This window comes from Shewanella sp. MM_2022_3 (genome assembly GCF_022557375.1).
GTDB classification, from domain to species: Bacteria; Pseudomonadota; Gammaproteobacteria; order Enterobacterales; family Shewanellaceae; genus Shewanella; species Shewanella xiamenensis.
In genome coordinates this window covers 1-19,590 of sequence record NZ_JAKZGV010000033.1, presented here as the reverse complement: position 1 = coordinate 19,590, position 19,590 = coordinate 1, and the positions used below count along the sequence as shown (strand labels likewise).

The following is a 19,590-nucleotide window of genomic DNA, read 5'->3' as shown; positions in this document are numbered from 1 at the left end:
AGAAATTCATAGCGCCAGTATTTGTCCTCCCAGCGTTGTTCACTGCCGCACAGGCAGCTTAGAAATAGTCAGGTGCCGCAATCCGAGGCCGTTCCAAGTTCACTGCCTTACAGGCAGCTTAGAAAAAGCTCAAAGTCCCTGTGGCTATTGGCTCCCAGTTCACTGCCTTACAGGCAGCTTAGAAAATTGAAGATATGCTTAACAAGCAGCATCAAGAGTTCACTGCCGCACAGGCAGCTTAGAAATTGATGCGATTGCTAAAATGACAGCAAACATGGTTCACTGCCGCACAGGCAGCTTAGAAATTAAGCGTAAGGTCAGTATTAAGTCGTCAGTCGTTCACTGCCGCACAGGCAGCTTAGAAAAGTATTGTGAGCTAGTGATATTTGACATAGTAGTTCACTGCCGCACAGGCAGCTTAGAAAAATGCGTTGATGGCTAAGCATCACACTGTGGTGTTCACTGCCGCACAGGCAGCTTAGAAATATTGGCGAATCCAATCAGGTCGCTTAGTTAAGTTCACTGCCGCACAGGCAGCTTAGAAAACTCTGTCTTATTTAAACTCAACCATTGTGCTGTTCACTGCCGCACAGGCAGCTTAGAAAACGTTGATAGTGATATCGATATCTTCTGAGTTGTTCACTGCCGCACAGGCAGCTTAGAAAATACCGATGCCCACGCCTTAGCCTGGGCCATGGTTCACTGCCGCACAGGCAGCTTAGAAAACGCGAGGATGCGGGCGCCGCCGACGGCTTTTGTTCACTGCCGCACAGGCAGCTTAGAAATTGGCTAGTTCAATTGCCGACGATATAGAAGCGTTCACTGCCGCACAGGCAGCTTAGAAAAGTGTGCTGGGTGATTGCGCCGCGATTGGGTAGTTCACTGCCTTACAGGCAGCTTAGAAAATCTACGTTCACTCCCCCTTGATGATTATCATGTTCACTGCCTTACAGGCAGCTTAGAAATTGTCAGAGTCGTTCAAGGGTCTTAATGCTGCGTTCACTGCCTTACAGGCAGCTTAGAAAAGTTAACAATGTAACTAACTTAATATTCTCAAGTTCACTGCCTTACAGGCAGCTTAGAAATAATGAAACATTAGAAGAAAACTTGAGATATTGTTCACTGCCTTACAGGCAGCTTAGAAAAACGAAAGCGACCCGCGCCGATACTTGGGCAAGTTCACTGCCTTACAGGCAGCTTAGAAAACCGCCAATACCGTTTCAAGCTCGATGCAGCAGTTCACTGCCTTACAGGCAGCTTAGAAAGCCCAAGGAAAACTTACAACAGACGTTGTTGTGTTCACTGCCTTACAGGCAGCTTAGAAATTTGGCCGTAAAGTAAGCCGCAACGCCAATCAGTTCACTGCCTTACAGGCAGCTTAGAAACATAACTGATTGCACAACTGTTTCAGGCGCAAGTTCACTGCCTTACAGGCAGCTTAGAAAACAAAAAGCCAGTTGAGCTAGTTGATGGTGCGGTTCACTGCCTTACAGGCAGCTTAGAAAGTACAGCGCGAACGTGACACCTTAAAAGCCCAGTTCACTGCCTTACAGGCAGCTTAGAAATTCCAAGAAGCGGGTAATATCATCTTCAAAAGGTTCACTGCCTTACAGGCAGCTTAGAAAGTCAATCCCGCATCCTTGGCCGATTGGGCCATGTTCACTGCCTTACAGGCAGCTTAGAAAACTTGAAAGGTGCGGCGAGCGATCGCGTCTATGTTCACTGCCTTACAGGCAGCTTAGAAAAGTACGTGAGGCAAATTCAGCATTTTTTGCCAGTTCACTGCCTTACAGGCAGCTTAGAAATCAATAACAGCAAAAATTTGATTTGTTCTTCGTTGATGTAGCCTAACAACATTAAGCCTTTTGGGTGAGGGCTTTTTATACGTCTACATATATTGATTCAATGTTTTTTTGATGCAAGTCAGTGTTAGCGGATTGGGCTGATTTAAACAAGGATGGCTGAGATGAAATTAGGTGTACCTTTCGGGCAGGATAAAACCACTGGCGAGTGGAAAGATGTTGCAGAGGTCGAGCGGGGGCTTGCCTGTGGTTGTATTTGCCCTTCTTGTCATTTGCCTTTGTCCGCCCATCAGGGAGATGAGCGAGAATGGCACTTTACCCACCACACCAGAAATACACCTAAAGCAGACATTGTTGATTGCGAATTTTCTTTTGAAGTTTCAGTGAGAATGATGATCCATCAATTGCTGCGGGAAGGCGCATCGCTCAAGTTACCTGAATATCTTAAGCCTGTTAGTGTGCCAAAGGTTTTGCGAGAAAAGTATCCTCCCGAAGTTAAGGTATCTAAAGAGCAGGAGTTAAAATTCACTGCGGATGTAAATCTTACGGTAGACGCTGATTTTTGCGGGCATAAAGTTGATGCTTTATATGAATTCAATAAAGCCTCTCTAGTGATCTATTTGGAATACCGAGGGCGCAAATGCCAACTCGAAAGACGATTATTACATGAGTTGAATACTGGTGTAGCAACACTCAATATCGATGCTTTATCAACGTTTTTTTATCATCAGCCGATGGTCGAAGCAGGGAAACTTGGAACCGCCAGAGCCCAGTTATTAGGCTGGCTTCAAACAAGTATCAAGGCTAAAGATTGGTATTATCATCCCCGAGAGAAGGCGTGTATTGCTAAGAGAGATGAAGATATCAATAAGGCACTGAAAGAATTAACTACCGAAAGCCATGTTTTATCTATCCCTGCACATCAACAGCTCAAATGCCAGTGCCTGGGTTGCGGCAAAATGTTTATGGGTATTCGTAATAAGGTTAACCCCTGTCCAGACTGCCAAACACATCTTTATGTCACTGATAGATAGGAAGCTACGAAGGTGTGCAACTTCCTGGCTCTTCAATTAGTAAATGCTCTTACGGGGGACATATGGTGTTGTAATGCATTTTTATAATCCAAATCAAAAAGTAACAGACCAATCGCCATCATCGGTAAGCACATCGACTTGTTTTACATCACAATCACCATTGGCTATCACTGAAATCGATTCTCCAAATTTAAGTAATTTAGGGAGTCCCGACATTACGGTGCCGCCACAATTTCCCCTGTTAATGATGACTTTGTTTATCGTTACAGTATCGCTAATCGCTTTGACGTTGATACTTGGATACGTATAGCCAAATGTTGTTTGATATTCGTAAGTAATTTCAATGTTAGGCTGCGAGTTTCCACAGCCAAAAATCATCAAAGTTAAAGCTAAAATAACCAATGTTTTTATCATATAAACCACACTTTTTACTGTATGTCAGAGTATCGTTGAACTCTATCAATTTGTTTTAAACCTTTTTGATTTTCAATGTTCTAGACTCACGCCCTTTGCTTTTTCAACGGGAGTAGATGAATCATTACGTGGCACTATTAGTGAGCTTTTTGGTTTGGACGAAAACGGTGATTGAGTATCCAATCCCGTATAATGCTGAAAATATCCCCCATCCGGCAGAAGCTTCTAAATCAACTTCTGCAAATGCAGAGGCTAGAATGAGGCATAAAGGGAAAAACACCATTCCTATGATTGACATGGTTTTTACGACAGACATGTATAACTCCTTTTAAAAATTGTGTTTAACGACATCACCGGTCTTGAAAGAATATGCTTACTTATAATAGAAGCATTTTTTAGACCTTAAATATCAAAATGACAACTATACAGGTCTAAATGTATTCTTTATGGCGTGGTTTGTCTATAGCCTGTGCTTGAGAATTATCCAGTATTCAATGCCCTGGAGTTCTCAAGTGAATGATGATGAAGTGTTAAAGATGGGGATGGCCTTCGGCCGAGCGGTTAAGTTACGTCGTGTTGAGGTGGGGTTTAACCAAGAGGAACTAGCTGATAAAGCTGAACTTGCCAGATCATTTGTATCAAGTGTTGAGCGTGGTGTGGCTAAGGCATCTATCGCTTCAGTGTGGAAACTTGCCCAAGCGCTAAATTGTCACCCCTCAGACCTTTGGATAACGGCTGAAAGACTTTATGGCACACGAAGAGAAGATTAAAAATAAAAAACTTACTACCTAAGTCTGATGGTAGTTATGGTCTACTTAAATCTAGGTCAGAAGCTATATTCGAGAAATAGGAAGGTATAATAAGGACAATAACCCCCTTCTAAGAGAAGGGGGCATTAAAACAAGGTTGATTACTTAATCGAATTGGCTACTTGCTCACCTGCTATTCGTCCAAATACTATGGTGTCAGCAATTGCATTCCCTGCCAATCTATTTGCACCATGAACTCCTCCTGTCACTTCTCCCGCAGCAAAGAGACCTTTTATTGGTAAGCCATTGTGATCGATGACTTCAGTTTTCGCGTTAATTTTTAAGCCTCCCATAGTGTGATGGACGGCGGGTTTAATTTTGACCGCATAAATTGGGTATTGAAGATCATCTGCCATATTTTTACGGCCAAAGTCTGCATCTTTTCCCTTCATTTTAAAATCGTTATAACGTTTAATTGCGTGGTCAAATTTTTGAGCATTCATTTTAGTTGCTTTAGCTATTTCATCTGCTGAGTTGCCTTTAAAAATAATACCTAAATCCAACATTCCACGTAGTTGGCCTAGTCTATCCAAGACGGTTTCATCAAAAACTAACCAAGCATCCTTACCTTCTTGTGCCCAAATACATTCAGACACCTTATCTCTTGGCCCCATTTCATCACAGAACCGGTCACCATCATTATTTAACATGATTGCTCCGGCACCTCGTGCAGTCCCTGAAATAACCATTTTCCCTGCTGCTGCCGTTGGAAAGGCTTGAATTTCTTTTATATCAACAACCTCTGCACCTGCTTTGGGGGCAAAAGTTAGCGCATCTCCTACGTTACCAGGATTGTTTGTTGCATCGACTCCTTTCAAATCTGGGCGATATTTTGCCACTAGTTCATTATTTCGAGCAAAACCGCCTGAAGCAATAATGACTGCTTTAGCTCCAAGTATATGTAGTTTCGAGTGTTTTCCTTGAACAAGGACGCCAGTGACAACCCCTTGTTTATCTTGTACTAGCTGGATGACTTTACTATTTGTACGCGTTTCAATCCCGAGTTTCTTTGCTGTTTCCTTTAGGGTGTTAACAATTTCAGGACCTGATTTCGCCCCACCTGTAGGCCTATGTAAACGCTCAGCATTATGCCCTCCAGCACTTGATGCAGACGTTAAATCTGCTCCCATTGCTTGTAGCCAATCAACCCCAGCGCTGCCGTTTTCTGTCAAGATTTTAACGAGATCGGGGTTGTTTATGTTATGTCCACCTTTCATTGTATCTTCGTACCACAGTGCTTTACTGTCAGGATAATTTTTAAGGGCTTGTGTGATTGTTTCTGCGGCAGACATTCCGCCTGCGGCTAACATGCTATTCCCACCTATATAGGGTTGCTTTTCAAGAATAACGACATCTGAAACACCATGTTGCCTCGCTGAAATAGCCGCAGCATGTCCTGCTGCGCCTCCTCCAATAACAACAACTTGGTGTTGTTCAACTGGAGCTTTTGCAAGGGCTGTATCAATCATTTCTTGAGTAACTTTAGGGAATTGATAACTATCAAGAATGGGCTTGTCATCAGAAAAGGGAATTTTGAACTCATTTTTAAAAGAGTCGTGACAAGTTTGGCAGACGAATACCGGTTGTTTATGGCCTGAGTGGCAACTAGTACATGACACATCAATAAGGTGGCTATGGTGTGGGGATAGTTTTGTTTTTGATTTAGTAGCTAATTTATCCATAGTACCATGACAACTTTCACAGGACTTATTTTCATAACTTTCTGCATCATCAACCTTTATAGGCTTTGTGTGACATGATTGGCAATTATTGCCATTATCAATATGGAATTCTGATAACGTTTGTCCATAACTAAATGTTGATATAAAAAAAGCAGATATAGCTAACGGTAATAACTTGGTGTTAAACATTACTCTTACCTCTCTAGTGTTTTAATTCACATTCATCATTGCTTCAGGGGTGCATGTTGACAAAGCAAAAAAATTAATTTGTCAGAATAGAAAAATTCACTTAACACAAGGAGATGGCATGAGAGTTATACCTCCGATAAAATCGATTATTTATTTTGAGGCAGCAGCTAGACTGCAAAGTTTTAAACTTGCTGCAATGGAACTGAATGTTACGCCTGGTGCAATTAGCCATCAGATAAGTACGTTAGAAGATTTTATTGGTAAAAAAGTATTTGAAAGAGGTAGTAGGAAGGTTACTCTAACTTATTGTGGTTTAAGATATTATTCTAGAATATCCATGATTTTGCAAAATATGGAAGAAGCTACGGTTGACCTGGGTATTGAAGGGAGTAAGCCAAAAATCAAAATAGCTATACCTCCATCATTATTAAAGAATTGGCTTCTACCAAGGTTAGTAGATAACAAGCTAAAAGAGCTTAATCGTAGTGTTGAATTTATTGATACATTAGATTACCTTGAATTTTCTAAGTGTGATTTAGATCTGGCAATACGTTATGGCTACGACTCTTGGGATAATCTCTACTCAGTTTTTTTATTTCATGAAGAAATGATCCCGGTATGCCATCCTAATTATTTTAATTCTGATGTTCTTAGCTTTAATCAGGAGATTGTCGATAAACATACTTTGATTTTTACCAACAACCGTTTAGTTCAATGGGATATTGTCATGCAGTATTTTGGAGTAGAGCGAAAATCGAGCCAGAGTAAACTTATCTTTCAAAACTCTATTCAAGCAATAGAAGCTGCAATTCAAGGTGCTGGTATTGCTTATGTGAATCGAATTTTAGTCTCAAAAGAGTTGGCTAATGGACGTTTGATTAAGCCATTTGATATATATATGCCAAAACATAAATCTCCCGCTTATCATCTTGTCAGTACTTATGAGCATATGCAGGATGAATCAACATTTAAGCTATATCAAACCATTTTGGGTTTTGCTAAATCAGTTAAGTCTTAATGAGTTTGATGTCATAATTTTGTAGTTTTTTGAGATTAGAACGCTAAGATATTTTTATACTATTTAATGTAAGCAATGCTCATAGCATTTATGAGCTCGATTGATGTTTTTGTTAACCGAGCTCGCGGTGTTTTTATTTAGCTATTTACAACTTTAAATCCTTTAAAGCTTGATGCAGATAGAGACCCTTTCGAGGCTTCTTCTATATGTCCACTCCACCAGCTCATCATCGGGCGTCTTCTTTCCAAAAAGTCTGTCCTGTTATATGCAGTTCTAACTTGATTTGAGTCTACGTGTGCTAATGCCGATTCAATCAAATCTGGTTCAAAACCCTGTTCATTTAATGTTGTACTGGCTAGAGATCGTAAGCCATGACTGACAAGCCGGTTTGCAAACCCCATACGTTTTAATGCCATATTTGCAGTTTGGCTATTGCAGTGCTCTAGAGGATTGCGATCTGAAGGGAAAACATAAGGCCGATGTCCACTAATGGGCTTCATTGTCTCAAGAAGTGCCAACATTTGCTCTGTCAGTGGGATTGTGTGAACTCGTCTTTTTTTCATTTTCTCAGCTGGAATAGTCCAAGTTTTTTCTTCGAAATTAAACTCATCCCAACGTGTCGAAGCGGCTTCAGAAGGTCTAGTCATAGTGTGTAATTGCCATTCAATTAGGCAACGAGTAGTGCGTTTGATAGAGGCATTTGCTAGGGCTAACATGAGCTCAGGTAATTCTTCAGGTTTTAGGGTTGCCATATTTTCTTTTACCGGTTTTTTGAAACCGGCTTTTACTCCAACAAGCGGATTGGCAAAAATTAGGCCGCAGTTAACAGCAAATACCATGACTTCATTTAGGCGTTGAGTGAGCCTTTTCACTGTTTCCAAACTGCCTGAAGCCTCAATAGGGCGAAAAAGCTCAATAATCATCGGTGATGTGATTTTTGATATGGGCATATCTTTTAGTTTGGGGAATACGTGACGCTCAAATGAGCGCCATATATCTGTTGCGTAATCAGCTGTTACACTGTGTTTTTTGGTCTCAATCCACTGAGATGCGACATTAAACAAGGTATGTTCGGTAATACTTTGTTCTTCTAATCGCTTTTGGCTTCGATGCTCTTTGGGATCAATTCCTTGAGCAACCAATGCTCGATTTTCGAGAGTCAATTGCCTTGCTTGAGCTAAAGATATTTCGGGGTAAGTACCCAATCCAATATTGATACGCGCTTTGGTAGTGGGATGACGATAGTTAAAGTTCCAGAGTTTAGACCCATTACATCTGACTCTGAGTTGCAGTCCGTCCCCATCCGATAAGACCTTATCCTTGTCATCGGGTTTGATCGATTTGATTTCCTTATCACTAAGACGAGTCGCTCTGGCACACATAGACTATCTCCAAACCGTTTTGGTATTCCAAATAATAGCGATATTTCGCTTGGAATACCATTTGGAATACCAGAGTATATGGCAGTTAATGGACGTCTATGGATAGTAACGGATTGTAACTTATTGATTTTAATTTACTAAAGGCAAGAAAAAAGACGTCCTGAGACGTCTTCGTTCTTATATTTGGTGGAGGCGGCGGGACTTGAACCCGCGTCCAGAAAACCTACATCCAAGGCGCTACATGCTTAGTCTTTCTATTGTTTAACCGTTTGAACTCCGAAAGACAGGATCCCAAACGGTGAGTCCGGTACTGTTTCGCGGTTCACCCCCGGACAGGGTTCCCTCGCTAGCACGATGTGAGATGACCATCAAATCCACTGCCCATGTGCGAAGCGTGTGGTAGATGGCTAGCGGCATTAAGCGGCTAGAGCGTAGTTATCGTCGTTTGCAACTATAACTTTGCGGCTTTTAACGAGGCCAACCGCCCCTCGGCATGCTCCCAGGGTTTCGTGAATCCTGTCGAATCCAGAATCGCCCCCAAGAAAGTAGATTGTAACTCGTAGCGTAAAGATAACCTAGTATCATTTGCTGCAAGTTCAATCGTTTGTTCATTATCCGCGCGTTTTTTCCTTTTTCATTACGCGGGCTTTTTCGACTTCCCATTCGCGCGCTTTAGTATCTTCACGCTTGTCGTGGTCTTTTTTACCTTTACCTAGGCCGATTTCCACTTTGACCCAAGCCCCTTTACGCCAGTACATGGAGATAGGGATAATCGAGTAGCCTTGGCGCTCAACAAGACCGGCTAATTTGTCTAACTCTTTACGACTTAAGAGCAATTTCTTCAGTCTAATCGGGTCGCACACCACATGAGTGGAGGCAGTATTGAGCGGAATAATGGTACAGCCGTGCATAAAGGCTTCGCCATTTTTTAAGAAGACGTAGCAGTCCGATAGGTTCACTTTGCCCATGCGGATAGACTTCACTTCCCATCCCATGAGGGACAGGCCGGCTTCCATTTTTTCTTCGAAACGGTATTCGAAGGTTGCGCGCTTATTACGTGCGATTGTCGCAGGCGCGGCTTTTTTTGAGTTTTTCTTTACCATAGTGGCGCCATTATACGCACGGTGAATCAATTTGAAATGGATATAAGGGTTTATTTGAGCTATTTCAAGCCTTCATTAGTTTGTTGCTGGTTTTTTATACGGTTTTGGCGGTGTCATCATAGGGATATGTGAGGGGTGCGTTTTTTAAGTATCGTGGTAGAATCCAAACCAATTTTTGTTAGCTTCCCTAGAGATTAGGGCGCGCGGAGTTCGCTTGAGACAGCGTGTTTACTTAGATTGAGAGTGCCAAGCTTTATGCCGCAAATTTCTCGAAGTGTGTTAGTTCGTTTTAGTGCGATGCAAATGTATGATTTAGTCAATGATGTTGAGTCGTACAAAGAGTTTTTACCCGGTTGTGTTGGCGGTAAAGTGCTTGAGTTTGATGGTAAAACCATGGTGGCCTCGGTCGATGTGAGTAAGGCGGGGATCCGTAAGACCTTTACCACGCGCAATCAGGTGGTGCCGGGAAAGAGTATCGAGTTAAGACTTGAAAATGGGCCTTTTAAACACTTATTCGGCCAGTGGCGTTTTACCGAGTTGACTGAAGATGCCTGTAAGGTGGAGTTCGATTTAAATTTCGAGTTTTCCAGCTCATTGGTCGATATGGCTTTTGGTAAAGTGTTTAATGATCTTATGGTGTCAATGGTGACGGCATTTACCAGCCGCGCTAAGGTAATTTACAGTGACAAATGAAGCAGATAAGTTCGTCGTCGATGTTATTTATGCGCTGCCGACTCAGCAGAAGGTGATTTCGGTTAGCGTATTGCCCGGCACGAGCGCGATTGACATAGTGCGTCAGAGCAATATGGTGAGTTTTTTCCCTGAGATTGATTTAGAAACGGTAAAGCTTGGGGTGTTTAGCAATGTGATTAAGCATGACCAAGTGATTTTACCTGGGCAGCGAGTGGAGATTTATCGCCCGTTGATTGCCGATCCTAAGGATGTGCGCCGTCGCCGTGCCGATAAGGCCAAGGATGAAGGTCGTGCCAATAAAGTGACCGGTGGACGGGTGTCTTAATCTGTCTGCAACACCAGCACACAAAAAAAGCGCCATGGGCGCTTTTTGTTTTTAAGGCAAGTGTTAAACCAGTGTACTTACTTGATTGGCTTTTGAACTTGCGCTTCTGTTTGATTTTCTTTCACTAATGGCTTTTCATCTGGGCGCTGTGCTGGCACCTGCGGCGCAGATTCTGCGGTGTTTACCATCGGCAACTTACTTTGCTCAAGCGGCGTATTAAACTCTGGGCTTAATTCATAGTCGCCCTTCACTAAGCTTAATTTGTTGCCAGTAAAGTGCAGGATCAGTTCTTTGTGGGTAATGCTCGCATCACGGCCACTCTTATAGTGGTACACATAATACCAAGTGTCATCGGCAAAGCTGTCGCGCAATACTGGGCGACCAAGAATGTATTCGGCCTGCTCTTTGGTCATGTCGATACGCAACTTTTCAACCTGTTGCGGTTCCATGTAGTTGCCTTGCGGAATATCGGGCTTATAGATCAGCCAATCAAACACGCTACAGGCACTGAGCGAAACTGAGAGCGCAATGGCACTCAGCAGGGTAAGACTTTGCTTTTTATTGATCATTGTATGCGCTACTTCTGAAAATCTGGCGGCCATCATACCCAAGCTGTCCCCCCTATGACAAGGGTAATTGGGCGTTGCGGCGCTTATCGTTGCAATTGTGTGAGTTTTCGACCTAAGCGGCTAGCTTTAGTTCTCTGTGTGTGAAGATTTTTATAATGAACACTGATTTACGGCGATTGTTACCTGTATCGCTTTTTGTTTTATATGTACCGTGTAGGGCGTTAATTAGGTCAGAAAATTTTACCAAATGCAGTATTGTGCTGTGGCATTGTTAGCTGAATGTGGGTAGAGTTGTGAAAGTTTTTTGTGTTGATGATCTTAGCGATGGTATTGGTTTTAGAGAGCGTTATTTCAGCGCTTGAATTTATGTATTAATCCGCCGAGATCGCCTTTTTAGGAGAGACCATTGGGATCACTCGTTTGTGTGGGTACGGGGTTACAGCTCGCGGGGCAAATTAGCGTATTAAGCCGCAGCTATATTGAACATGCCGATATTGTATTTTCACTCTTACCCGACGGTTTCTCGCAGCGTTGGTTGACGAAGCTCAACCAGAATGTCATCAATTTGCAGCAGTTTTATGCCCAAAATGGGGAAGTTAAAAATCGCCGAGACACCTACGAGCAAATGGTTAATGCCATTCTAGATGCGGTGAGAGCGGGTAAAAAAACCGTGTGTGCACTCTATGGTCATCCGGGGGTATTTGCCTGTGTATCCCATATGGCGATCACTCGTGCCAAGGCCGAAGGGTTTTCGGCTAAAATGGAGCCGGGGATTTCGGCCGAAGCTTGCCTGTGGGCAGACTTAGGGATTGACCCTGGCAACTCTGGGCATCAAAGCTTTGAAGCGAGCCAGTTCATGTTTTTCAACCATGTGCCGGATCCCACGACCCACTTATTACTCTGGCAAATCGCGATTGCGGGCGAGCATACCTTAACCCAATTTCATACCTCGAGTGATAGGTTGCAGATCCTCGTGGAGCAGCTAAACCAATGGTATCCGCTCGAGCATGAGGTGGTCATATACGAAGCGGCCAATTTGCCAATCCAAGCCCCGCGTATCGAGCGTTTACCTTTAGCGAATTTACCCCAAGCACACTTAACGCCGATTAGTACGTTGTTAATTCCGCCAGCAAAAAAGCTGGAGTACAACTATGCTATTTTGGCTAAGTTAGGGATCGGTCCCGAAGATTTGGGCTAAATTGAAGTGTGATACTGAGTCATTATTAACAATAAGGAGAAAACATGTCTGCATTATCGGATTTTTTTACCCAGTTAGGCCAAGATGCGCAGTTAATGGAAGACTATAAACAGAATCCACAGGTGATTATGCTTGCCTATGGTTTAAGTATTGATGAAATTACTGCTGTCATGACGGGGGATATGAAAAAACTCAAAAGTCTGAACGGAGATGGAGATTATCAATTCTTCGTGTTAGTTAACCATGGTAACCGTTCTGAATACCACGAAAATGTTATAAGTTCTGTTGACTCAAAGTTAGGTCTTTCTAGAGTCGGTATTATTTAAGCTAATAAAGGAGTAAGCATGTCTGCATTATCGGATTTTTTTACCCAACTCAGTCAAGATGCGCTGTTAATGGAAGACTATAAACAGAATCCAGAGGCAGTGATGCGTGCTCATGGATTAACTGATGTAGAAATTAATGCTGTAATGACTGGTGATATGGAAAAGCTCAAAACGTTAAGTGGTGATAGTAGCTATCAATCTTACCTTGTTATTTCACATGGTAATGGTGATTAATTGAAGTTTTTTAGTGTTTTCATTTTGGCAATCTTGAGCATACTTTGTATGCCCTTGATTGCTTCAACTACAAATTATGATGAAACGCTAACTAAGATTGAAACATTACAACATTCTGATTTACCTGCTGCTATAAACCTAATTAAAACAATTGAATCTGAATTTGGTTCTATGTCTCGCTTACAGCAGGGACGAGTTTTGCTCTTTAAAGGTGCAGCTTCTATTTATTCAGGACAATATCAAACTGCTATTGAGTTATTGGGCCAAGCAGAAGCCTTACTCAAAGACTCTGAAATGTTATTTTCTGCATATAGTTATGAGGCAACAGCCTATATTGCTCTGCACCATTTCAATGATGCATTTAAAGTGATGGGAAAGAGTCTTGGGCTAATCGATCGAATTGATGATATTAACCTTAAGCGCGCTTCATATTTGCGTTTGGCTAGTTTATATACTGCGATGGGGGTCACTGAAGAGGTTGCTAAATATGCAGCTAAAGCGCTTGCTCTCGCCTCTCCAAGTGATGCTAAAGATGTTTGTATATCTAAACTATATTTATCCGTTCATCAGTTAGAGTCAAAGTCTTATTCGCAAGCATTTGATGAATTTAAGTTTACTCGTAGTTATTGTGAATCCAGTGGTTACCCACTAATTGCGAATATTGCATTAAAAGGTATGGGAGAATCGAGTCTTAGATTGAATGAGCCACAGCTTGCTATTTCTTACTTATTAGATTCTCTAAAGGGGTATGAATCATTTAATTTTGAGCTGGAGATTAATAGTGTACATGAGTTGCTCAGTGAAGCTTATTTGTTGTTGCAAGATTTTACGAAAGCTGAGTTACATGCTCAATATGTGATGAATCTTTTAGATGATTCTAGCAATACAGAGCTTAAGCACGGTGCATCAGGTGTACTCGCTAAGATTTATGCTCAAAAACAGCAATTTGAGCAAGCCTATGAATACTCCAGAAAAGAGCAACATTATAATCAACTGATTTTTGATGAGTCGAGGATGAAAACCCTTGCTTATCAAGCGGCTAAGTTTAATGCCGATGAGCAGGCGCGTGAAATCAACTTGCTGAATAAAGAGCGTGAACTTTATATCGCCCAGCAAACGGTAAAAGAGCGTGAGTACACTAATATGCTGATGTTTATCACCATATTAGTTGGCGGGCTGTTTTTCCTCGCGATTTTGTTAGTCGTGGGCAATTTGCAAAAACGGCGTTTTATGCGCATGGCCAGAATGGATGCGCTGACGGGCGTGCTTAACCGTGGTGCGGGGCAAGATCTTGGCGAAAACTTGTTTGTGCAAGCCGCTGCCCGAGGGGGCGATTTTTGTGTGATTTTATTCGACTTGGACCATTTTAAACGGATTAATGATTCCTACGGCCATGGAACGGGTGACTGGGCGCTGAAAAAAGTCGTGGAAGTATTAAAACCCCATGTTCGCAATGGTGATGTGTTTGCCCGGATTGGCGGTGAGGAATTTGCACTATTCTTGCCTTACGCCAATGAATCTAAGGGGATGGAAGTTGCCGAACAATGCCGAAGCCGAATTGAAGCCATTGATACGCATCTGTCAGGGCATAAATTTACTATCACCGCGAGCTTTGGGGTTAGCGGCATGACAACAGAAGACTTAAGCCTAGACCCTCTACTACACCGTGCCGATATGGCACTGTATGCCGCAAAATCGAATGGTCGTAACAGTGTATTCTGTTATGAGGACGCTTTAGCCTCCGATAAACGCGCCACCAATATTACCAGTCAGTTGGCAAGGCAGTAGGATACGAGTTGTATTGCCTATGTAACTGACTGTTTAGGTTAATGTAACACGGTTTTCCTCTTTCGCTTTTTCGGTTATTTCTTGCGTTTTCTCGATGATTTTTAGGTCAATTTTTCACACTTTTTCCTGCCTAACTAGAGTATGATTGCCAGCGGTAGCCGAAGCTTTTTTGCTTAAGGCTATACCCCTATTTTTGCCTTTCGTTAACGTTGTGGAGCCCTAATGGAAGAGTCGAGTCTGCTCACTTCTGTACTGTTATTTTTATTGGCCGCGGTGATTTTTGTACCCTTGGGCAAACGTTTTGGCGCAGGACCGATTCTGTCTTATCTCGCTGCTGGGGTGATTTTAGGGCCTGGCGGCATGGCGCTGGTGTCTGATCCCGCCGCCGTGCTGCATTTTGCCGAGCTGGGTGTGGTACTGATGCTGTTTGTGCTTGGGCTTGAACTCAATCCGAGTAAGTTATGGGAGCTGCGCAGCGCCATCTTTGGTCTCGGTAGTGGTCAGTTACTCCTTTCTTGGGCGGCAATAGGCGGTTTAGCCTGGGGATTTGGCTTATCCATTCAGGCAGCATTAGTGGTTGGCGCGGCGTTATCCTTGTCATCGACGGCTTTTGCGGTGCAGTTGATGAGCGAACATAGACTACTGACCACCCCGCTGGGCCGCGATGCCTTTGGTGTGTTGTTAATGCAAGATCTGGCCGTGATCCCCATGTTGCTCTTGACCGCTTACCTTGCACCTAATTCGGCCCAGATTGAGCACCATGCGGTGCCATGGTATTGGACCTGTGTGGCCTTAGTTGGCTTTGTGTTAGTGGGCAAATATCTGTTGCCGCGGGTACTTAAGCTTGTCGCCAGCAGCGGGGTTCGTGAAGTGTTAACCGCCTTTGCATTATTGCTGGTGATGGGCAGCGCCGAATTGATGGAGTGGCTGGGGCTATCGGCGGGTATGGGGGCATTTTTAGCTGGGATTATGCTGGCGAACTCCAGCTACCGACATCAGCTCGAAACCGATATCGAGCCTTTTAAGGGCTTACTGCTTGGGCTGTTTTTTATGGCGGTCGGCATGAGTATGGATCTCAAGCTGTTTTTAACCGATCCCTTACTTATCCTCGCGATTTTGCTGGGCATGCTGCTGATTAAGACTCTCGTGCTAATGCTGCTAGGCCGTTTACGGCACCATACATGGCGCCCGAGTATTGCCCTAGGGCTTATCTTGGCAGAGGGCGGTGAGTTTGCCTTTGTGCTGTTATCGCAGGCGCAATTATCCAGCATAGTGGATGATAAAATCGCCCAAATCTTAGTGCTCGCCATCGGTTTATCCATGGCAGTCACACCGATGATTTTCACGCTTTTTAGAGCCACTAAACCTAAGGTGGTGGATACTCGTTTACCCGATACCATTAATGTGACTGAATCCGAGGTGGTCATTGCCGGATTTGGGCGGGTAGGGCAGATCACTGGGCGGATTTTAGCGTCATCGGGTATTCCATTTGTGGCGTTAGATAAGGATGCCAGCCATGTGGATGTGATCCGCAAATACGGTGGTGAGGTCTATTTTGGCGATGCCAGACGTTTAGATATGTTGATGTCGGCGGGGATTGCACGCTCGCGCCTGTTGCTGCTGGCTGTTGATAATGTTGAGGATTCGATTGAAATTGCCCAGCAGGTGAAAACCCATTTCCCCCATATCAATATCGTCGCTCGGGCGCGGGACCGTAACCATGCCTATCGATTAATGAGCCTTGGGGTGACCGATGTGTTCCGTGAAACCTTTGGTTCGGCTTTGTCTGCCAGTGAGAAGATTTTGCAGGGCTTAGGCTTATCACAGGTACAAGCCAATGAAAGGGTGAAGATTTTTGCCGAGCACGATAAAAAGCTGGTGATCGCCAGTGCTGCCCATCAGCATGATTTAGCAAAACTGATTGATTTATCCAATAAGGGTAAAGCTGAGCTGGAGTCGCTGATGCGTGGCGACCGGGAGAATGTCAGTTAAGCCTGCCAGCTAAAACAACAAGAGAGCCGATGGGCTCTCTTGTTGTTTATGGGCTTAAGGAAAACGCTTAGAAACTGTAGCTATATTGCAGTTTCACATTACGCTCTTCGCCTGGCATGCCGCCGAGGAACATGGCTTTGCTGTAATAGTCTTTATTGAATAGGTTGTTGATATTCAATTGTAACTTCCAGGAGTCGGTGGCATAGCTGATGGCAGAATCCACTAAGGTGTAGCTAGGCACATAACCATCTGGGATACCAAATGAGCTTGAGTGCGTGCTTCTATCATCCACATACTTGGCGCCTAAACTCAGCTCAATTGGGCTGGATAAGGCAAACCAGTCTGCACCATAGGTTACCCAAGCACTGGCGGTAACATAGGGTACACCTTTTTGGCGGGTGTCGTAGTTGGCTTTGTCATTCGGGTTTTGTTTATCCCTCGCATCCTGATACATGCCGTTGAGGTTGATGCGCCAGTTATCGTTTAAGTGGGCATTGAGATCTAACTCGACCCCTTGGGTATCTTCGCTACCATCGTAAAAGTACACGGGCACATCGGCACCTGACACGCCAGCGTTATAGTCTGGGTTGTTGTAAGGCACATTAGTGCGTGAGCTTTTAAAGAACACTAGTGATGCCAACATTTGATCATCAAAGGCTTTAAAGCGCATGCCGAGATCGTTACTAACGGATTCTGAGTCTTCGCGGTCGGTATTTTCCCCCGTGATAGAACCTAAAATGCTATAGGCGGTGCGGCCCTTTGAGTGATTGACGAAAAATGATAAATCATCAATGGGCATATAAGTTAAGCCCAAGTTGTAGGTCACGCCGTTATCTTTGCTATCTTCCTCTGGAGTGGGGCTCGCTTGACTCGCGCTGTAGCGCTCATCCACACCTAAGTGCTCATAGCTCTGTTTGATTTCGTTAAAGGCCACGCCAACACGGGTGGTAAAGCCATAACCTAAATAGCCTACATGTTGCACGCCTAAGCCCCAAGCGCTGACTTTTTTATTGTAGTTGGCGGTTTTGAGCGGATCGTAGTCCTCAAATTTACCCGTTCCCCAATTTGGATTGCGGATATCGTAAATGTACGGTAGCGAACCACGATAAATCACTTCGCCTTGTTTGTTTTTAATGACTTGGTCCGCATCGTAAATCGAGAATTGCTCGAGGCGAATATCGCGGTCTTCGTAGTTAGCATTCACCAGCAATTCGTTGTCGATATTGCCGATTTGGAAGTCATAGCGCAGATCAGCAAAATACTGCCATGAGGTTTCTTCGGCATCGAGTTGGCGGTATTCCTGACGTCTGGCGGCAAAGGGATAGAGCACACCATTTTCAACCAGTGGCGCGCGGGGATCTTCGTTAATCACATCAGTCGGTACGCCACCAATCTTGATTTTACGCTTCCAATACACATAGTTATAAGCCCCTGTTTGGCGGGCAAAACCTGTGGTGTAGTCGCGATATTGCAACTGCTGGTTGAGGAACAGATTATCGGTAAAGTAGATATTGTGGGTTAGCTTGAATCTTAATTCTTCACCTTCATTATCTTTTGCCATGGGAGAAATTAATCCCGCGTCACCGAACGAATAGGGAGTTAAGCCATCACCACTGGCGAGTGATGCCGCCAATTGCTGACGCTGCTCGTCAGTCAGTTGTATGCCCAGCCCTTTAGGATCGTTTATCAAATCTTGCCAAGTGACTTCGCCTGCGGTTTTGCCGCCGACTGAATCGGCATTGTAGATGCGAATTGGATGGCCGATGGAGTCAACGGCAATGGCGTCTTTGATATACGCGCCGGATAGCATCAGATCTTGGCTATCACTTAATACCCACTTGAGTGAGCCGAACACTTCATCACGATCGGCGCCTAAATCACGGTAGCCTTCACTGCGGGCGGTTTTGGCAACTAAACGATAAGCAAGATCATCGGTGATTCCACCCGTGCTATCGATGGCGAGCGAGTAAGTATCCCACTGGCCAACTTCAGTGGTGAATTTGTGTTTGGACTCAAATTGCGGTTTCTTTTCAATCAGGTTGATCACACCGCCCGCGCTGCCCATGCCGTAGAGTCCTGTTGCTGGGCCTTTTAAGACCTCAACGGATTCCACATTGGTTAAAGAGCGAGTGGGGTTAAAGGTGTTACCAAGGCCAGCTCCGCCATACATGCCGTCATAGGTGTAGTTTGCACCGAGGCCGCGAATCACCAAGTTATCCCCAATGCCGTAGTTATTGCCTGCTTGAGTCACCCCGCTGATATTACGAATTAAGTCTTGAAGATTGTCGACTCCTTGGCTGTTAATCAGCTCTTGGTCAACGATAACTACCGCCGCAGGGGTTTCCATCAAGGACATATCTGACTTAGTCGCAAGCCCAGAGTTTTTCACTACGGAGTTTTGTCTGCCGTAGACCGTTATGCGTTCGATGTTTTGATCGCGAGCAGAGGGTGTGTCATCGGCAAAAGCGGTATGTGGTAAAGCACTGAGGCAGGCGAGTGCAATAAGTGATAAACGAAATATAGGTTGTGATACTGACATATAAAGTTCCCCCAAACAGAATGGTCGCGAATGATAATGATTTTCATAACCATTGCAACCTTTGATTGATAGGTCTTGGGAGTTAAATGTTTGTCATCTTTACGTATGATTAACGGTTTGTGGATTAATCCTGTGGTGAGTTTTGCCGCCACTAGGCGCGCAACTTGAAGCAACTCTTAGCCAGATTTCTAATTTGTTTCATTTTTTTTATAAAAAAGTGATTTATTTTTTGGGTTAACCACATCGACTCGGCTTTTTGATCGAGAAACATAACCCGTGATCCCTATCACTCTCATCCTATCCTAATTACTGTTTACGTAAACGTAACATTTAAACGAGTGTTTAAATTTGCGTGGTGTTTCAATTTTGTTAACTTGTTGTTTTTGTTGGTTTTACTCGCTTTCCTTAAGGTGGAGTTCAAAACGCTGTCTGTTTTCTACTTAGGTCGAATAAGGTAAAAGTGGTGTATATATTAATTTTCATTGTGTAATTT

General features: G+C 43.7%; 16 protein-coding genes, 1 other RNA gene, 1 pseudogene and 1 CRISPR repeat array (1 of these 19 only partly in view). Of the genes and pseudogenes, 10 read left to right on the top strand and 8 right to left on the bottom strand.

The genetic code is table 11. The features are described from left to right. A CRISPR array of direct repeats spans positions 1-1,805; the repeat unit is 28 nt; unit sequence GTTCACTGCCTTACAGGCAGCTTAGAAA; it reaches 3,323 nt to the left of the window's first position. A gap of 161 nt (positions 1,806-1,966) precedes the next feature. Then, positions 1,967-2,836, top strand: a complete 870-nt coding sequence (locus tag MMG82_RS15220; RefSeq protein WP_241407048.1) for a hypothetical protein — start codon at positions 1,967-1,969, stop codon at positions 2,834-2,836. A gap of 93 nt (positions 2,837-2,929) precedes the next feature. Here the strand turns inward: MMG82_RS15220 and MMG82_RS15215 are convergent, their stop codons facing one another. Beyond that, the gene (locus MMG82_RS15215; RefSeq protein ID WP_144375450.1) at positions 2,930-3,250 is read right to left on the bottom strand and encodes a hypothetical protein; all 321 of its coding nucleotides are present in this window, start codon (positions 3,248-3,250) and stop codon (positions 2,930-2,932) included. Positions 3,251-3,374: 124 nt separating this feature from the next. Then, positions 3,375-3,566, bottom strand: a complete 192-nt coding sequence (locus MMG82_RS15210; protein ID WP_241407047.1) for a hypothetical protein — start codon at positions 3,564-3,566, stop codon at positions 3,375-3,377. A gap of 196 nt (positions 3,567-3,762) precedes the next feature. Between MMG82_RS15210 and MMG82_RS15205 the strand changes: the two genes are divergently transcribed. Then, positions 3,763-4,020, top strand: coding sequence for a helix-turn-helix transcriptional regulator (locus MMG82_RS15205; RefSeq protein ID WP_203432020.1), 258 nt, complete (start codon positions 3,763-3,765; stop codon positions 4,018-4,020). A 140-nt stretch (positions 4,021-4,160) separates the two neighbouring features. Here the strand turns inward: MMG82_RS15205 and MMG82_RS15200 are convergent, their stop codons facing one another. Beyond that, a complete protein-coding gene (locus tag MMG82_RS15200; RefSeq protein WP_241407046.1) occupies positions 4,161-5,930 on the bottom strand; it encodes a flavocytochrome c in 1,770 nt (589 codons plus the stop codon). A gap of 118 nt (positions 5,931-6,048) precedes the next feature. Here MMG82_RS15200 and MMG82_RS15195 point away from each other — a divergent pair, with 118 nt between their 5' ends. Then, positions 6,049-6,948, top strand: a complete 900-nt coding sequence (locus tag MMG82_RS15195) for a LysR substrate-binding domain-containing protein (protein WP_037415844.1) — start codon at positions 6,049-6,051, stop codon at positions 6,946-6,948. A gap of 137 nt (positions 6,949-7,085) precedes the next feature. Here MMG82_RS15195 and MMG82_RS15190 read toward each other — a convergent pair whose 3' ends face one another. The 3 genes from MMG82_RS15190 to smpB all read right to left on the bottom strand — a co-directional run bounded on the left by MMG82_RS15190 (position 7,086) and on the right by smpB (position 9,433). Beyond that, positions 7,086-8,330 carry an integrase domain-containing protein gene (locus MMG82_RS15190; protein WP_241407045.1) on the bottom strand — a complete coding sequence of 415 codons (1,245 nt, stop codon included), beginning with the start codon at positions 8,328-8,330 and terminating at the stop codon, positions 7,086-7,088. 184 nt (positions 8,331-8,514) lie between these two features. Then, positions 8,515-8,869: a transfer-messenger RNA gene (ssrA, locus tag MMG82_RS15185) on the bottom strand. A 72-nt stretch (positions 8,870-8,941) separates the two neighbouring features. Then, positions 8,942-9,433, bottom strand: coding sequence for an SsrA-binding protein SmpB (smpB, locus tag MMG82_RS15180; protein ID WP_011071661.1), 492 nt, complete (start codon positions 9,431-9,433; stop codon positions 8,942-8,944). 255 nt (positions 9,434-9,688) lie between these two features. On the opposite strand from smpB, the gene MMG82_RS15175 reads away from it, so the two are divergent. Continuing rightward, positions 9,689-10,126 (top strand): type II toxin-antitoxin system RatA family toxin, encoded by a 438-nt coding sequence (locus tag MMG82_RS15175; protein ID WP_011623526.1) that lies wholly within the window; start codon positions 9,689-9,691, stop codon positions 10,124-10,126. Next, a complete protein-coding gene (locus tag MMG82_RS15170) occupies positions 10,116-10,451 on the top strand; it encodes an RnfH family protein (protein WP_037415988.1) in 336 nt (111 codons plus the stop codon). The genes MMG82_RS15175 and MMG82_RS15170 overlap by 11 nt, the downstream gene beginning before the upstream one ends. Before the next feature lie 77 nt (positions 10,452-10,528). On the opposite strand, the gene bamE is transcribed toward MMG82_RS15170, so the two are convergent. Continuing rightward, positions 10,529-11,020: an outer membrane protein assembly factor BamE gene (gene bamE / locus MMG82_RS15165; protein ID WP_037416135.1), complete on the bottom strand. Its 492-nt coding sequence runs from the start codon at positions 11,018-11,020 to the stop codon at positions 10,529-10,531. A 406-nt stretch (positions 11,021-11,426) separates the two neighbouring features. Here bamE and MMG82_RS15160 point away from each other — a divergent pair, with 406 nt between their 5' ends. The 5 genes and pseudogenes from MMG82_RS15160 to MMG82_RS15140 all read left to right on the top strand — a co-directional run bounded on the left by MMG82_RS15160 (position 11,427) and on the right by MMG82_RS15140 (position 16,558). Further along, entirely contained in the window at positions 11,427-12,218 is a 792-nt protein-coding gene (locus tag MMG82_RS15160; protein ID WP_241407044.1) for an SAM-dependent methyltransferase, read from the top strand. A 44-nt stretch (positions 12,219-12,262) separates the two neighbouring features. Next, a pseudogene (locus MMG82_RS15155) lies at positions 12,263-12,469 on the top strand (hypothetical protein); the annotation flags it as partial. Positions 12,470-12,562: 93 nt separating this feature from the next. After that, entirely contained in the window at positions 12,563-12,778 is a 216-nt protein-coding gene (locus MMG82_RS15150; RefSeq protein ID WP_037425540.1) for a hypothetical protein, read from the top strand. A 48-nt stretch (positions 12,779-12,826) separates the two neighbouring features. Further along, the gene (locus MMG82_RS15145) at positions 12,827-14,566 is read left to right on the top strand and encodes a GGDEF domain-containing protein (RefSeq protein ID WP_241407043.1); all 1,740 of its coding nucleotides are present in this window, start codon (positions 12,827-12,829) and stop codon (positions 14,564-14,566) included. A gap of 222 nt (positions 14,567-14,788) precedes the next feature. Then, on the top strand, positions 14,789-16,558 hold the full coding sequence (locus MMG82_RS15140) for a monovalent cation:proton antiporter-2 (CPA2) family protein (RefSeq protein WP_241407042.1): 1,770 nt from the start codon (positions 14,789-14,791) through the stop codon (positions 16,556-16,558). 67 nt (positions 16,559-16,625) lie between these two features. Here MMG82_RS15140 and MMG82_RS15135 read toward each other — a convergent pair whose 3' ends face one another. After that, positions 16,626-19,097 (bottom strand): TonB-dependent receptor, encoded by a 2,472-nt coding sequence (locus MMG82_RS15135; protein WP_172591653.1) that lies wholly within the window; start codon positions 19,095-19,097, stop codon positions 16,626-16,628. Between the last annotated feature and the right edge of the window lie 493 nt (positions 19,098-19,590).